General features: G+C 58.1%; 11 protein-coding genes and 1 pseudogene. 7 read left to right on the top strand and 5 right to left on the bottom strand.

Annotation, left to right across the window (positions count from 1 at the left end; translation table 11 throughout):
• Positions 1–63 precede the first annotated feature (63 nt).
• Positions 64–1,770 (top strand): lysophospholipid acyltransferase family protein, encoded by a 1,707-nt coding sequence (locus tag DPA2511_RS01640; protein WP_012763959.1) that lies wholly within the window; start codon positions 64–66, stop codon positions 1,768–1,770.
• A gap of 127 nt (positions 1,771–1,897) precedes the next feature.
• Complete coding sequence (locus DPA2511_RS01635; RefSeq protein ID WP_012763958.1) at positions 1,898–4,225, top strand: Tex family protein; 2,328 nt, start codon at positions 1,898–1,900, stop codon at positions 4,223–4,225.
• Between the two features lie 335 nt (positions 4,226–4,560).
• Here DPA2511_RS01635 and bioH read toward each other — a convergent pair whose 3' ends face one another.
• Positions 4,561–5,340 (bottom strand): pimeloyl-ACP methyl ester esterase BioH, encoded by a 780-nt coding sequence (bioH, locus tag DPA2511_RS01630; protein WP_012763957.1) that lies wholly within the window; start codon positions 5,338–5,340, stop codon positions 4,561–4,563.
• A 55-nt stretch (positions 5,341–5,395) separates the two neighbouring features.
• Between bioH and gntX the strand changes: the two genes are divergently transcribed.
• Both gntX and nfuA read left to right on the top strand, forming a co-directional pair.
• A complete protein-coding gene (gene gntX, locus DPA2511_RS01625; protein ID WP_012763956.1) occupies positions 5,396–6,097 on the top strand; it encodes a DNA utilization protein GntX in 702 nt (233 codons plus the stop codon).
• 59 nt (positions 6,098–6,156) lie between these two features.
• On the top strand, positions 6,157–6,732 hold the full coding sequence (nfuA, locus tag DPA2511_RS01620; RefSeq protein ID WP_012763955.1) for a Fe-S biogenesis protein NfuA: 576 nt from the start codon (positions 6,157–6,159) through the stop codon (positions 6,730–6,732).
• Positions 6,733–6,820: 88 nt separating this feature from the next.
• Here nfuA and malQ read toward each other — a convergent pair whose 3' ends face one another.
• From malQ to glpG, 4 genes are read right to left on the bottom strand one after another with little or no spacing between them, the layout of a single operon-like run.
• Complete coding sequence (gene malQ, locus DPA2511_RS01615) at positions 6,821–8,944, bottom strand: 4-alpha-glucanotransferase (RefSeq protein ID WP_012763954.1); 2,124 nt, start codon at positions 8,942–8,944, stop codon at positions 6,821–6,823.
• A 12-nt stretch (positions 8,945–8,956) separates the two neighbouring features.
• Positions 8,957–11,374: a maltodextrin phosphorylase gene (gene malP / locus DPA2511_RS01610; RefSeq protein WP_012763953.1), complete on the bottom strand. Its 2,418-nt coding sequence runs from the start codon at positions 11,372–11,374 to the stop codon at positions 8,957–8,959.
• A 45-nt stretch (positions 11,375–11,419) separates the two neighbouring features.
• Positions 11,420–12,178 carry a DeoR/GlpR family transcriptional regulator gene (locus DPA2511_RS01605; RefSeq protein ID WP_012763952.1) on the bottom strand — a complete coding sequence of 253 codons (759 nt, stop codon included), beginning with the start codon at positions 12,176–12,178 and terminating at the stop codon, positions 11,420–11,422.
• A 24-nt stretch (positions 12,179–12,202) separates the two neighbouring features.
• A complete protein-coding gene (glpG, locus tag DPA2511_RS01600) occupies positions 12,203–13,027 on the bottom strand; it encodes a rhomboid family intramembrane serine protease GlpG (RefSeq protein ID WP_012763951.1) in 825 nt (274 codons plus the stop codon).
• 264 nt (positions 13,028–13,291) lie between these two features.
• Here glpG and DPA2511_RS20875 point away from each other — a divergent pair.
• From DPA2511_RS20875 to DPA2511_RS22525, 3 genes and pseudogenes are all read left to right on the top strand, one after another.
• A pseudogene (locus tag DPA2511_RS20875) lies at positions 13,292–14,014 on the top strand (PfkB family carbohydrate kinase); the annotation flags it as partial.
• 2 nt (positions 14,015–14,016) lie between these two features.
• Positions 14,017–14,952 carry a DUF6862 domain-containing protein gene (locus DPA2511_RS23795; protein WP_012763950.1) on the top strand — a complete coding sequence of 312 codons (936 nt, stop codon included), beginning with the start codon at positions 14,017–14,019 and terminating at the stop codon, positions 14,950–14,952.
• Between the two features lie 3 nt (positions 14,953–14,955).
• Positions 14,956–15,303: an immunity 8 family protein gene (locus tag DPA2511_RS22525; RefSeq protein WP_012763949.1), complete on the top strand. Its 348-nt coding sequence runs from the start codon at positions 14,956–14,958 to the stop codon at positions 15,301–15,303.
• The last annotated feature ends 199 nt before the right edge of the window (positions 15,304–15,502 follow it).

Here is a 15,502-nt window from a genome sequence, read left to right as displayed (position 1 = left end):
CTTTGACATAAAGATGTCATTTCCCTCCCTTACCGTGACATCGGTGATTATGGAGGCCCGTATATGTTTAGCCTGGATACCATTCTGCAAGATATCGCTCCGCATCGTCCTACGCCGAACTGGCAGCGTTCCATTCTGAGTGCGCTGTTGTTTGAAACCGAAATGCAGGACTTTGCCCAACGTTATCCCCATCTGAAAGGCCTGGATCTGGTGGAACAGATTCTGGATTATTTCCACCTGAACTGTGAAATGACGGATGGCGCGCTGGAAAATATTCCCAGCCGTGGGCCGGTGGTACTGGTCTCCAACCATCCTATCGGTTCGCTCGACGGGCTGGCGTTGCTGCGCGCAGTCGCGACGGTGCGCCCCGATGTGCGCATCGTCGCCAGCCAGTTGTTGTCGTATGTCGAGCCGCTGAAGAAGCTGTTCTTCGCCGTGGACAATTTCAGCAACCGTACCCGACGCCAGCAAATCACTGCGATACAGGAGCACCTGGGCAATGACGGCGCGGTGATCCTGTTCCCGGCTGGCGAAGTCTCCCGCATGAGCCTGAAGGGGATCCGCGACAGCCACTGGCACAGTGGTTTTATCCGGCTGGCGGCCAAAGCGCGCGCGCCCATCGTTCCCATCCACGTCAGCGGGCGCAACAGCAACCTGTTCTACCTCTCTTCGCTGATCTATCGCCCGCTGTCCACGTTGTTATTGGTGCGGGAGATGTTCCGTCAGCAAGGCAACCGGCTACGCATCCGTATCGGCGCCCAGATCCCCTACGCGACCTGGAGTCAGGGCGAATGGTCGCCAAACGATCTGGCCGCCCGTTTCCGCCGCCATGTCTATCGACTCGGGCAGGGCAAACCCGGCTGCTTCGCCGGCGAAAAACCGATCGCGCTGCCGGAAGACCGCACCCTGCTGCGGCGCGCGCTGTCCGATTGTGAAATTCTCGGCACCACGCCGGACGGCAAGACCATTTATCTCTACCAACGCCGTAACGAAGACTACGTGCCGATCCTGCGCGAGCTGGGACGGCTGCGCGAGATCGCCTTTCGCGCCGTAGGCGAAGGCTCCGGCAAACGCCGCGATCTCGATAGCTTCGACGACGACTACCTGCACCTGATCCTGTGGGATGAACGGGAACTGGACATCGTCGGCGCTTACCGCTTTGCACCAACGGCCAGACTGCTGGCGGAAAAAGGCCTTAACGGGCTCTACAGCCACAGCCTGTTCCAGTACGGCGAAGAGATGGCGCCGATATTGGCAAACGGCATCGAATTAGGGCGCAGCTTCATTCAACCCAAATACTGGGGCAAGCGCGGGCTGGATTATCTGTGGCTCGGCATCGGCGCCTATCTGGCCCGCTATCCACAATACCGTTATCTGTTCGGCCCGGTTTCCCTGTCCGGTTCGCTGCCGTCGCCGGCGCGCGACTTGCTGATTGCGTTTTATCGCATCCACTTCGCGCCCAGCCAGCAGCTGGCGCAGTCCCGCCGCCCTTATCCAGCGTCGTTGCCGGATGTGCTGCGCCAGTTTGAAGGCACCGACTATCAGCAGGATTTAACGCGGCTGAAAAGCATGCTCAACAACATCGGTTGCTCGATCCCGACGCTGTATAAACAGTATTCGGAACTGTGCGAACCCGGTGGCGTACAGTTTATCGACTTCGGCGTCGACCCGGATTTCAACAACTGCGTCGATGGGCTGGTACTGGTCGATCTGCAACAGTTGAAAGCCTCCCGCCATCAACGCTACATCGCACCGTTCATCAACGAATAAAGTGCTCTCCGGGCGGCATCGCCGCCCGTTTCCTCCCGTTGTCCGACTGGCATTTTGCGTCATCTATCCGTATAACTGTCCCCCAGAAATTCATCCTTTTCATGTTCATTATTTAGCCGACAAAACCATGACGAACGCATTAAGCCAGATTATTGCCCACGAACTGCAGGCGCGGCCGGAGCAAGTCAGCGCCGCGGTTCAGCTGCTGGATGAAGGCAACACCGTGCCTTTTATCGCCCGCTACCGTAAGGAAGTGACCGGCGGGCTGGACGACACCCAGCTGCGTCAACTGGAAACGCGCCTTGCCTATTTGCGCGAACTGGAAGAACGTCGCCAAACCATCCTGAAATCCATTGATGAACAGGGGAAACTGAGCGACGGACTGGCGGCGGCGATCAACGCCACGCTCAGCAAAACCGAGCTGGAAGACTTGTATCTGCCCTATAAACCGAAGCGCCGCACCCGCGGGCAGATCGCCATCGAAGCCGGGCTGGAACCGCTAGCGGATAGCCTGTGGAACGATCCGTCGCGGCAACCGGAATCGACGGCGCAAGCCTATGTCGACGCAGACAAAGGCGTCGCGGATGTGAAAGCGGCGCTCGACGGCGCCCGTTACATCCTGATGGAGCGTTTCGCCGAAGACGCCGCGCTGCTGGCCAAGGTGCGTGATTACCTGTGGAAAAACGCCCATCTGGTCGCCGCCGTGGTGGAAGGCAAAGAAGAGGAAGGCGCCAAATTCCGCGATTACTTCAACCACCGCGAACCGCTGTCGCAGGTGCCGTCGCACCGGGCGCTGGCGATGTTTCGCGGCCGCAACGAAGGCGTGTTGCAGCTGTCGCTCAATGCCGATCCGCAGTACGACGAACCGCCGAAAGAAAGCTACTGCGAGCAGATCATCGCCGACCATCTGGGCGTGCGCCCGGCCGGCGCGGCGGCAGACGGCTGGCGGCGGGCAGTCATTAGTTGGACTTGGCGCATCAAGGTGCTGTTGCATCTGGAAACCGAACTGATGGGCAGCGTGCGGGAGAAAGCGGAAGAAGAAGCCATCAATGTCTTCGCCCGCAACCTGCACGACCTGCTGATGGCGGCGCCGGCGGGCATGCGCGCCACCATGGGGCTGGATCCGGGCCTGCGCACCGGGGTGAAAGTCGCCGTGGTGGACGCCACCGGCAAACTGGTCGCTACCGATACCATCTATCCCCACACCGGGCAGACGGCCAAGGCGGCCGCGGCGGTGGCGGCGCTGTGCATCAAACATCGGGTGGAACTGGTGGCGATCGGCAACGGCACCGCCTCGCGTGAGACCGAGCGCTTCTTCCTCGACACCCAGAAACAGTTCCCGGATATCAAGGCGCAGAAAGTCATCGTCAGCGAAGCGGGCGCCTCGGTGTATTCCGCCTCCGAACTGGCGGCACTGGAGTTTCCCGATCTGGACGTATCGCTGCGCGGCGCGGTTTCCATCGCCCGCCGCTTGCAGGATCCGCTGTCCGAACTGGTGAAGATCGATCCGAAATCCATTGGCGTCGGTCAGTACCAGCACGACGTCAGCCAGACCCAACTGGCGAAAAAGCTGGATGCGGTGGTGGAAGACTGCGTCAATGCCGTCGGCGTCGACCTGAATACCGCATCGGTGCCGCTGCTGACCCGCGTCGCCGGGCTGACCCGCCTGATGGCGCAGAATATCGTCGCCTGGCGCGATGAAAACGGCCGCTTCAACAACCGCGACCAACTGCTGAAAGTCAGCCGCCTCGGGCCGAAAGCCTTCGAACAGTGCGCCGGCTTTTTGCGCATCAACCACGGCGATAACCCGCTGGACGCCTCCACCGTGCATCCGGAAACCTATCCGGTGGTGGAGCGCATTTTGTCTGTGACCGAACAGAAACTGCAGGAACTGATGGGCAACGCCAATGCGCTGCGCACGCTGAAAGCCGCCGACTTCACCGATGAGCGCTTCGGGGTGCCGACCGTGACCGACATCATCAAAGAGCTGGAAAAACCGGGCCGCGACCCGCGTCCGGAATTCAAAACCGCCAACTTCGCCGACGGCGTAGAAACCCTTAACGATCTGACGCCGGGCATGATTCTGGAAGGTGCCGTCACCAACGTCACCAACTTCGGCGCGTTTGTGGATATCGGCGTTCATCAGGATGGGCTGGTGCACATTTCCTCGCTGGCCGATCGCTTTGTCGACGACCCGCATAAAGTGGTGAAAGCCGGCGACATCGTCAAAGTGAAAGTGCTGGAAGTGGATTTACCGCGCAAACGCATCGCGCTGACTATGCGGCTGGACGAACAGCCGGGCGAAGGCAATACCCGCCGCGGCGGCGGGCGTGACAACAACAATACCCCGCGCCAGCAACCATCGACCAACAAGGCGCGTCCGCGCCAAAACACGACGCCTGCCGGCAACAGCGCCATGAGCGACGCGCTGGCGGCGGCGTTTAAGAAGCGGTAGCACGTTGCAAAAAGCCCCTGACGCAGTCAGCTCGCGTCAGGGGCAACACGCATCGTCCGGCGATCACGAGAGAAGTTTTCATGTCGCATCCGTCCTCGAAAGCCATCATCGGTATCTATCAACGTCACGCTCACGAGTGGGACAAGATCCGACAGCGTTATTTTGGCGAACGCAACTGGCTCGACCGCTTTCTGGCACTCCTACCTGAACACAGCGCCATCCTGGATATAGGATGCGGCTGCAGCGCGCCGAACGGCGCTTATTTCATGACCTACTGCCATCGAATGACCGGCATTGATGCCTCTCCGCCGCTGACGGCGCGTTGCCGTTCAGGCTCATCGTTCTCCATGTTGTCGGGCAAACGCGACCAGATGCTCCACAAAAGGCTCTGGGTGGGAAATAAACGGCGCATGGGAAGCCTTCGGCATCACCACTGAAGTGGAATGCGGGAATTGTTCGTCCATCAGCATGGCGACCTTGCGCGGCACCAAGCCGTCCAGCGCGCCGTACAGTCGCAGGAAGGGCGTGGTCAGCCCGGCCAGCTCCTGACGTAAATCCGCCCGGCGTAAAATCTCCAGCCCGCCGCTCAGAACCGCCGCCGTCGGGGAGGGTTGCTCGGTGACTACCGACTTCAGCAACCGCGCATCCTTTCTGGCGCTTTCGGTGCCCAGCGTCTGCAACGCCAGAAACCGTTCGATCGTACCGGCGAAATCTTCGTTCAGCAGTTGCTGAAAACCGGACAGCACCAGCGGTTTAATGCCGGGCCATTCATCCCTGGCCTCAAAACAGGGAGAGGACGCTACTGTCACCAGCGCGCTAACTCGCTCCGGCGCCCGAAGCGCCGCCAGGCTGGCCACCAGCCCGCCCAACGACCACCCCAGCCAGACCGCCCGCGCCGGCGCGCCCGCCAGCACCGTCGTGGTCATCTCCTCCAACGACAGGGCGCCGAACCCCTGACTGCGCCCATACCCGGGCAGGTCTACCCGATGCAGGCGAAAATGCGGCGCCAGCCGCACAACGATGCTGTTCCACACCTGCGCATTCATTCCCCAGCCGTGCAGCAACACAAGTTCGCATTTTCCCGAACCTTCCGTTTGCCAGTGCAGTGATTCCATCGGTTATTGTCCTTGTTCAAATGTGGTCGAGACCGGATTAATCAGGGAAGACAAGATGCTTACGCCTATGGCGCGGTGCTGGCTCTGCCAGCAATCGCTTTATGATAGTCATCACGGAATTTGCAGTCACTGCCTGCGTCATCTGCCCCAACCACCTGTTTGCTGCCCGCGCTGTGGTCTGCCCGCCGCCAATCGCGTTCTGCCCTGCGGCCGTTGCCTGCAACATCCGCCCGCCTGGCACAGGTTACTGTTGGTCGGCGATTATCAGCCTCCGTTCAACCAGTTGATCTGGCATTTTAAATTGCAGGGGAAAACCGAACTGGCGCCGGCGCTGGCGCGGCTGTTGCTGCTGTGCTGGCTGGAAAGACGACGGCAAATGGCGCTGACCCGCCCCGACGACCTACCGCGACCGGACATGTTGCTGACCGTTCCCTTGCACCGCTGGCGACACTGGCGACGCGGTTTCAATCAATCCGACCTGCTGGCCCGGCATCTCGCGCATTGGGTTGGCTGCGCATACCATCCTGACGTGCTGGCGCGAACACGAAACACGGCGCAACAGCGGACGCTGCCCGCCGCCGCCCGGCGTCGCAACCTGAAGGGCGCGTTCGAATGCCGTATGGCGCTCGACGGCAAGCGGGTCGCCCTGCTGGACGACGTCGTGACTACCGGCAGTACCGTGGAAGAAATCAGCCGGACACTGCTGGCTGCGGGCGCAGCCCAGGTGCAGATATGGTGTTTGTGCCGCACCTTGTAGTCACCGCGAGGATGGGCGTATTATAACCAACTAATGTAGTCAACTATTGAGTTAACATCATGATTCGTATTACCGACTCTGCTCAGGAGCATTTTGCCAAACTGCTGGCAAAACAAGAGGAAGGCACCCAGATTCGTGTTTTCGTCATCAACCCCGGCACGCCCAACGCTGAATGTGGGGTGTCCTACTGCCCGCCCGATGCGGTCGAAGCTAACGACACCGAGCTGAAATTCGAAAAATTGTCCGCTTATGTGGATGAGCTCAGCGCCCCTTATCTGGAAGAGGCGGAAATAGACTTCGTCACCGACCAACTAGGCTCCCAACTGACGTTGAAAGCGCCTAACGCCAAAATGCGCAAAGTCTCCGATGATGCGCCGTTGATGGAGCGGGTGGAATACGTACTGCAATCTCAGATCAACCCGCAGCTGGCCGGTCACGGCGGCCGGGTAACGCTGATGGAAATTACCGAAGAAGGCTACGCCATCCTGCAATTCGGCGGCGGCTGCAACGGCTGTTCCATGGTGGACTACACGCTGAAAGAAGGCATTGAGAAAGAGCTGCTGCAAAAATTCCCCGAGCTGAAAGGGGTTCGCGACCTGACTGAACACCAGCGCGGCGAACATTCCTACTATTGATGGGGCTCCACGGCACTCGTGATTGCCGGAAAGAGCGACCAACGGCGGCCAAACGGCCGCCGTTTTGTTTGACATCCCGACATCACACTTACGCATCCGCCGACGGCGTGGCATCAGTTTTTTTCTTACGTCCGCGTACCGGTACCGGCCCACCGCGCCGCAGATCGATATCACGGATCAGACGTTCCAGATTGCGATCGGTAAAAATGGAGTCCAGAGTACGGCTCAATTTGCGCCGCCAGTTGGGATATTCCCGATCGGTACCCGGCACATTGACCGGCGTCGCCATATCCAGCCAGTCCTCCAGTTGCAACCCCAACAACGCACTGGCGCTATCCGCCAGATAGCGCTGAACACCGCGGTTCAGGTGCGAACTCATCGACGTCAGAGCCGCATTGCGCCCGACCCGCTGCGGCAACAACCCTTGTTCATGCAACGCATCCAGCATGCCCTGCTTAGCAAGTTCGCGCTCCTCCAGCTGAAGTTGCAAAATTTCATCGCTGGGATAGAGCCCCAAATCCTTGCCCAACGTCAGATCCATCCCTTGCCAGAAACCACGCAGCGTCGGCAAATCGTGCGTGGTGATGGTCGCCATCGAGCGGCGAGGATATTCGCACGGCGCACGGTAGCGATTTTTCCGATCCTTTTCGAAAAACAGCACCTTATAGGAATAGATACCGTTCTCCTCTAGCCGCTGCACCACCTCTTCCGGGACGGTGCCCAGATCCTCGCCGATCACCAGACAGCGATAGCGCTGGCTCTCAAGCGCCACGATCGCCAACAGGTCATCCACCGGGTAGCGCACATAGGCGCCGCCCGCCGCGGTGTCGCCGCCTGGGATCCACCACAGACGCAGCAACCCCATGACGTGATCGATACGTAACGCGCCGCTGCTGGCCATATTACGGCGCAACATATCGATAAACGGCTGGTAGCCACGCTGTTGCAACGCATACGGATGCATCGGCGTCAGGTTCCAGTTTTGCCCCTGCGGCCCCAGCGGATCAGGCGGCGCGCCCAGCGTCACATCCAGACAGTACAGCTGCCTGTCCCCCCAGGTATCCACGCCGCCCTGCGCCCCACCGACCGCCAGGTCGCGGTACAATCCGATGGGCATACCCAGTTGGCGGCTACGCTCAAAACAGGCGGCCAACTGTTCATGCGCCACCCATTGCAGCCAACAGTAAAACTGGATCTCCTCGGCATTTTCCTGACGAAAACGCATGACTGCGTCCCCGCCTGCCTCACGGTACTCCTCCGGCCATCGCCGCCAGTCCGCCGGAATGTCGCCTTGCGCTTTCAGGTAAACCAACAACGCATCATAGGTCGCCTGTTGCTGCAAACTCTCACCGCCATTCCTGATGAACTGCTGCAACGCCGTTTTGCGATGATCCAGCGGGCTGCGACGGCAAAAATGCTGGAACGCCAGACGCAACGCCGCCAGCTTCAGCGTCGTCACCGAGGTATAGTCCACCCAGCGGTTGGTGCGGGCGACCAACACCTGTCGCTGAATATCGTCACGCCGCCACCACGCCTGGGCGGCTTCGCTGTGGTGAAAATCCTCCACCTGATTGACATCGATATAGATGATGTTCAACCAGTGGCGGGATGATGGGCTGTAGGGGCTGGCGGCTTCCGGTTCCGCCGGGTAGAGCGAGTGCAACGGATTGAACCCGACGAAAGCGCCGCCCCGGCGCGCCACATTTTCCACCAGCGACTTCAGATCGCCAAAATCGCCGATGCCCCAGTTATGCTGTGAACGCAGGGTATAAAGCTGCACGGTGATCCCCCACCAGCGGCGGCCATTCGTCAGCGGTTCGGGCTCATAGCAACCCGACGGCGCAACGATGATCCGGCATGACCACTGTTTTTCCCCTTGCTCCAACACCAGCTGGTGATAACCGATAGGCAATGTGTCGGGTAACGACAGTACCTGCCCAGCCGATACCTTCCCTTCCGTCCCGCCCCCTTTTTCATAAGTGATAATCCATCCGTAGTCTCCTTCCCCCCCAGGCTTCAACGTCATGGCCTTGCCCTGACGAAAAACGCACACCGGCGGCAAGCGCGCCCCGGCGATATCCTGTGGGGCGAGCAATTGCATCAGCTTCTCCCGGGTCTCTTCGGCTATCACCTGTTCATTGCCATAAGCATCTTTATAGGTGTCAACGAGCCCTACCGGATAACGAACGGATTTCTTTGCCTTTAACACCATGGTATTCATTCCTTAACGACGCACGATCCAGATGCGTTGCTGATAATCATGAATCGCCCGATCGGCACTGAACATTCCCATGCGAGCGGTATTCAAGATGCAACGACGAGTCCATTCTTCAGGTTTACGATAAAGCGCATCCACACGCTGTTGTGCCTGGCAATAGGGCGTGAAATCCGCCAGGACCAGATAGGGATCGCCGTTTTTTAACAGACTTTCCAGCAGTGGAGCGAATGCGGTTCGGTCGCCGTGGCTGAACACCCCGGACGCCAGCTCATCCAACACCGACGCCAGCAATGGATGGCCTGCGATATAGCGCTCGGGCTTGTAGCCCTTGGCCTGCAACGCTTTAACCTGATCCACCGTATGCCCAAAGATGAACAGGTTCTCCTCGCCCACCTGCTGAGCCATTTCCACATTGGCGCCATCCAGCGTGCCAACCGTCAGAGCGCCGTTCAGCGCTAATTTCATATTGCCGGTGCCGGATGCCTCCTTGCCCGCCGTCGAAATCTGTTCCGACACGTCCGCCGCCGGAATAATCCGCTCCGCCAGAGAAACCCGATAGTCCGGCAAGAACACCACCTTCAGGCGATCGTTGACACGCTTGTCCCGGTTGATACGCTCCGCTACGCCGTTAATCGCGTGAATGATGTTCTTGGCCAGCACATAGCCCGGCGCCGCCTTCGCGCCGAACAAAAAAATGCGCGGAACTATATCCAGCCCTGGGTTATCGCGCAATTGCCGGTACAACGAAAGAATGTGCAGCAGATTCAGGTGCTGACGCTTGTATTCATGCAAGCGCTTAATCTGCACATCAAACATCGCCGACGGGTCGATCAGGATGCCATATTCTCGTTGTATGAATCGGGCGAGATCAGCCTTATTGTCCTGTTTGATTTTCCGGTAGCGCGCTTGAAATCCGGCGTCATCGGCGTAGTCCGCCAACGTCTCCAGCGCCGTCAGGCGGTTAGCCCACGGGGTATGCAGCGTTTCATCGATCAACGACGACAGCGCCGGGTTGCATTGCAGTAGCCAACGGCGCGGCGTAATGCCATTGGTGACGTTATGAAATTTTTCCGGCCACAGTTGGTGGTACTCGGGGAACAGATCGCGAATGATCAAATCGGAATGCAGCTGCGCCACGCCATTGACGGCAAAGCAGGCCACCACGCACAGGTTGGCCATTCTCACCTGACGGCGATGCAGCACCGCCACCCGCGGCCATAGACGGCGATTGCCGGGCCAATGCGCTTCCACCTGCTGACGAAAACGCGCATTGATGATTTTGATGATGGAAAAATGCCGCGGCAGCAAGCGGCGGAACAGCCGCTCATCCCAGCACTCCAGCGCTTCCGGCATCAGGGTATGGTTGGTGTAGGCGAACAGGCGGTGGGTAATATCCCAGGCCTGCTCCCAGGGCAACTGGTGTTCATCCAGCAACAACCGCAGGGTCTCGGGGATCGCCAGCGTCGGGTGGGTATCGTTGAGCTGGATAACCTCCAGATTCGGCAAGGTCTCCAGCGCTCTGCCGGCCTGCAGATGGCGTCGGAAAATATCCGCCACTGCGCAGGCGCACTGAAAATATTGCTGCATCAACCGCAGACGCTTGCCGGCCGGGTGGTTATCGTTCGGATAGAGCACCTTGGTCAAGCTGCTGGCGGCGATGCCCTGCTGCTCGGCGCGCAGATAGTGGCCCGCGTTGAACTGCGCCAGATCGAACGGCTGCGGGTGCGTCGCCTGCCACAAGCGCAGCGGCAACATCACGCCATTGTGGTAGCCGATGACCGGGATATCGGTTGCTTCGCCAATCACCACCTGCGCCGGCACCCAACGCTCGCCGCCATCCGGCTGCGGGATCAAATCGCCGCCAAACCCGACTTCCACCGCCAGTTCCGGACGCGGGTGCGACCAGGGATAACTGTCGCGTTGCCAGTCGTCCGCCGTTTCATGCTGCTCGCCCGCGTCAAAATGCTGTCGAAACAGACCGTATTGATAATGCAGACCGTAGCCAATCGCCGGCTGCGCCGCCGTCGCCATCGCGTCCAGATAGCAGGCGGCCAGTCTCCCCAGGCCGCCGTTGCCTAACGCCGGGTCGGTTTCCTGCTCCAGGATGTCGCTCAGCGCCAGTCCATGCCGTTCCAGCACTTGCGCCACCACGCCATACCAACCCAGATTGATCAGGTTGTTGGCGGTCAGGCGGCCCGGTAAGAACTCCATCGACAAATAATTCACATGCCGGTATTCGACCGGCGCTCCGGCGAGGCGGGCATCCGAGTCCGCCGCCAGGGCATCCACCTGTTCCGACAGCGCGGCGCACACCGCCTGCCAGCACTGACGCGGCGTCAGCTCCCGCAGGGATGAACGACCATAGGCATTGAGTTTACGAAATAGAGAATCGGAGAATTGCGACAGGTTAAACGAGGATGACATCGTGCCTCTCTCCTCTGTGGGCTATGGGAAAAAGGCACGGCGGGATCAGCACAACTCCAACTGTACCTTATGTTGTTCAATAATTTTCAGCACACTGGGTGGTGGTAACTGATCGGTAAAAAGATAGTCGATCAGATCCATATTGCCCAAATTGACCATGGCATTACGGCCAAACTTGGAGTGGTCTGTCACTAACATGACGCAACGGGAGTTTTCAATAATCGCGCGTTTGGTACGAACTTCGTGATAGTCGAACTCCAGCAGCGAACCATCCATATCAATCCCGCTGATCCCCAGAATGCCGAAATCCAGCCGGAACTGGGAAATAAAATCCAGCGTCGCTTCGCCGATGATGCCGCCGTCCCGGCTACGTACCTCGCCGCCCGCCAGAATCAGACGAAAATCTTCTTTGGCGGTCAGCAGCGTGGCCACATTCAGGTTGTTGGTGACAACCCTCAGCTCCTTATGGTTCATCAACGCATGCGCGACGGCTTCCGGCGTCGTACCTATGTCTATAAAAAGCGTAGCACCATCGGGGATCAGACTCGCGACTTGCTTCGCAATCCTGGCTTTTTCGTCCGACCACATCATTTTCCGGTCATGGTAAGCCGCATTGACGGAGCTGGAAGGCAGCGCCGCCCCGCCGTGATGACGATGGATCTTACTCTGCTCGGCCAGATCGTTCAGATCGCGGCGAATCGTTTGCGGGCTGACCGCGAAGTGTTCCACCAATTCTTCCGTACTGACATACCCCTGCCGACGTACCAACTCAATGATCGCGTCATGCCGCTGTGTCTGCTTCACATTTCTCCCCTCGAACCGTTGGGATCATCGGCGTTTGCCGTAAGTATCCCACCAGGCCATCAGCAAGCCGATGACCAACCCCGCGACATGCGCTGCATTCGCGATAGACAGACCTAAAATATCGAAATACCCCGCTATCAACCACAGCAGAGCAAAAATCATCAAGCCCCGTTGCAGATGCAGTTCCCCATCAGGCTCCCGCTCGCCGCGCAACCAGACGTACCCCATCAGCGCGTAAACCACCCCGGACAGGCCGCCGAAATAAATCCCGCTGAACCCATACTGCACCCAACCGCTCACCGCTGCCGACAACAGCAGGATCAAGCACAACCGGCGCGTCCCCAGCACCCGCTCCACCGGGCCGCCGAGATACCACCACCACATCAGGTTGAACAACAGGTGCAACAACGAAAAATGCATCAGCGCATGACTGAACCAGCGCCAGAGTTGCAGACGATGCGCCGCGTCGGGAAACGCAAGCACCAGCAACATCCGGTCTACGCCGTAGAGTTGCATCAACAGATAGACGACGACGGTCGCCAGCATCACGCCCAACGTCAACGGCCCGGCGCGCTGACGCAACATCGTCAGATAGGAGAATGACTGATAACGCAACCCCGCCCCGGTAGAGCCGGTCTGCCAACTGGCCGCCTGATAACGCGCATGCCAGGGTTCGCGCAGAAACTGCTCCAGCTCCTGTTGCACCCGAGCCTGCTGGCTCTCATCCGGCAACCAGATATCGGCCTGGTCGCCATCAAACTGAATCACCAGCCGAACCTGGTGCGTGCGCATATAGTCCACAAACGCCTGCGCCAGACGCGGGTTGGACAGCGAAATAATGCGGATCATGCCGAAGGCCCACCACTGCTTATCAATAATTTCTACAATTCTAAAACATTTACCGCATCCCGCGCAGCGCAATAACCGGAGAGAATGTGGCCCATTATTCCTTTGGGTGTGACGGCATTCACATCTCTGAAACCCCCATGCCGTAAAGCATTCCTCTATGCGCGTGGATTTTTGTTTACTTCCGTTTTGTCGGACGTCCTATGATCGCGGTCACTTTTCGACCACGGGGGGCTCCTTTACTCTCATTGTGGAGGCGTTAACAGTATGTTTCTTGAAGAACGAAGAAGCCGGATTCTTGACTATCTGGACAAGTACGACCGTGCCAGCGTGGAATACCTGGCCTCACTCTTCACTGTCACCAGAGAAACCATACGCAGCGACCTGAACGCACTGGCGAAACAGCAGTTGATCCAGCGTTGTCATGGCGGCGCCGTCATCATACGACGCAGTCTGCAATCCAAGCTGATTACCGAAACCGGCAAAGATTTCGAAGTGCTGCTGAAAAAACTCCAGCACCAGACACGGCATAAAAACCAGCGGAAAAAAGGGCTCCCCATGAGCAATCACGCCATGAAAGGCAAAGTCTGTATTCTCGGTTCATTCAATGTGGACATCGTCGCCAAGGTGGATCGCTTCCCCAAAGGCGGCGAATCACTGCTGGCAAAAGGCAGTACGCTGGGGCCGGGCGGCAAAGGTGCCAATCAGGCGATGGCGGCCAGTCGCGCCGGTGCCAAGGTGCATTTCGTTTCCAAAGTCGGTAAGGATCAGTTCAGCCACTTCGCCTACGAACATCTCTCCACCTCCGAGATCCACTCGTTCCGCTTGTATCAGTCTGAAACCGAGCCCACCGGCAACGCCATCATCTACGTCTCGCAACAAAACGGCGAGAACATGATCGCTATCTATTCCGGCGCCAATCAAACCATTACCGACGAGGAAATCGCCGACATCACGCCGGAACTGGAAGACGCCGATGTGCTGCTACTGCCGTGGAGAATAACTATCTGAGCAGCACGGACAAGAGCCGCCAGACATATCTCAACCACAAAGAAAACCTGACCGAGCAGGAAAAACAAGAGCGTGATGCGCTGAACCGTAAGGATGCGCAAACCAGTAAGGAACTGGTCACTGCTTGTATGGATGGCAGTGCTTCAGCCTGTAGTGCCGCCCGTCAGGATGCACTGGAGAAACAGGCAACCTATCAAAATCTGGGCTATCAGAATCCGAAGGAAACGCAGGACGGTTATCAGCAGATACAGCAGTTACTGGTGAGTACCGGCGAGGAAGCGAAACAGACGCGGGAACTGTTCAACGGTATGGTTGCGGCGTATATGCGCACCGGGATGAGTGAGGAGGCGGCGAAATCGGCGGTGGGCTACCAGATGGGGGCGATGTATATCGCCGGTGGTCTGGCCGGAATCGGTGCAGGTAAAGCGGCGGATGAAGGATTAACGCCAGGTGTGAAACCATCGGCACCGTCAGAAAAACCGGGAGCAGGCAGCACGCAGACAGAAGGTAAACCGTCGAGCGGCGCGGAGAACGTGGCAACCTATCCGAAGCTCAAAGAGGATTTGGTGCAGCAAAATCTGGACAATATTGCGAAGCAGGATCCGAGACTTGCAGCGGTGGTTCAGGGTGATAACGGGAAGTTGAATTATGGTGTTGGTTCTGGCACCAAAGCAGAAGCGGATCGATTAGGCCAAATCTGGGTTGGTGATGGAGCAAGGGCGACAAGCGATGGTTCTGGTCTGGTTAGTGCTGATGGAACTCGTGTATATCGTTTCCCTAAAGAAAAGCCAAATGCTCCTGAGTCTCTTAATCCGACAGGAACCCAAGCAAATTTTGAAACTTATCGAATAAACCCTGCCACAGGTGATAGAACTAGGGTTGGTGATGCTCACCTCAGTGTATTAGCGGAGAAATAAAACGTGAAGGCCACACTAAGAACTTTAGGATGTGATATCTGCAACTTAGAAACGTTTATGCCAGAAGAAGTAAATGATTTTAATCTCTCATTGGTCCTGTCTATTGGACCTGTTGATGAGGTTGGAACGAATTACTTTTATCTAAATGTTTGTACCCCTGAATGGCTCTGCAAGCACCGATGGCTGCCAGAGCTAATGCGGCACACGTTGCTGGTTCGTAAATACGATCTGGATGAGATTAAAAAGACCATCACAGACTATATCGATCAGTGCGAAGGTGAAGACTGGATGGAGATCGCACAGAAGCTCTCCCGTGTCTTTGCCTGGGAATATGAAGATTATCAGCCTTGAGCAAGATCCCGGCCCCGTGCCGGGATCGTCGTTTTTAGCGGTCAGACTCTCCGTGCTGCCGTCATCCTGCTGTCCTTGAGTCTGATCGGCGGGGTTGCCTGAAAAACTTCAACCCCCGGACAGGAAATGTTTGTGGCCACCGCCAGTGGGCCGTGTCCCCAAACCACCCGGTCAGGGCCATGCCCGACACCCCACCGTT

This window comes from Musicola paradisiaca NCPPB 2511 (genome assembly GCF_000400505.1).
GTDB lineage: Bacteria > Pseudomonadota > Gammaproteobacteria > Enterobacterales > Enterobacteriaceae > Musicola > Musicola paradisiaca.
This window is presented reverse-complemented; position numbering and strand designations above follow the sequence as displayed.

What these genes read in the sequence shown, in the direction of transcription:
- DPA2511_RS01640 (WP_012763959.1), top strand. Translation starts at nt 64, where the DNA reads ATGTTTAGCCTGGATACCATTCTGCAAGATATCGCTCCGCATCGTCCT.
- DPA2511_RS01635 (WP_012763958.1), top strand. Translation starts at nt 1,898, where the DNA reads ATGACGAACGCATTAAGCCAGATTATTGCCCACGAACTGCAGGCGCGG.
- bioH (WP_012763957.1), bottom strand. Translation starts at nt 5,340, where the DNA reads ATGGAATCACTGCACTGGCAAACGGAAGGTTCGGGAAAATGCGAACTT.
- gntX (WP_012763956.1), top strand. Translation starts at nt 5,396, where the DNA reads ATGCTTACGCCTATGGCGCGGTGCTGGCTCTGCCAGCAATCGCTTTAT.
- nfuA (WP_012763955.1), top strand. Translation starts at nt 6,157, where the DNA reads ATGATTCGTATTACCGACTCTGCTCAGGAGCATTTTGCCAAACTGCTG.
- malQ (WP_012763954.1), bottom strand. Translation starts at nt 8,944, where the DNA reads ATGGTGTTAAAGGCAAAGAAATCCGTTCGTTATCCGGTAGGGCTCGTT.
- malP (WP_012763953.1), bottom strand. Translation starts at nt 11,374, where the DNA reads ATGTCATCCTCGTTTAACCTGTCGCAATTCTCCGATTCTCTATTTCGT.
- glpG (WP_012763951.1), bottom strand. Translation starts at nt 13,027, where the DNA reads ATGATCCGCATTATTTCGCTGTCCAACCCGCGTCTGGCGCAGGCGTTT.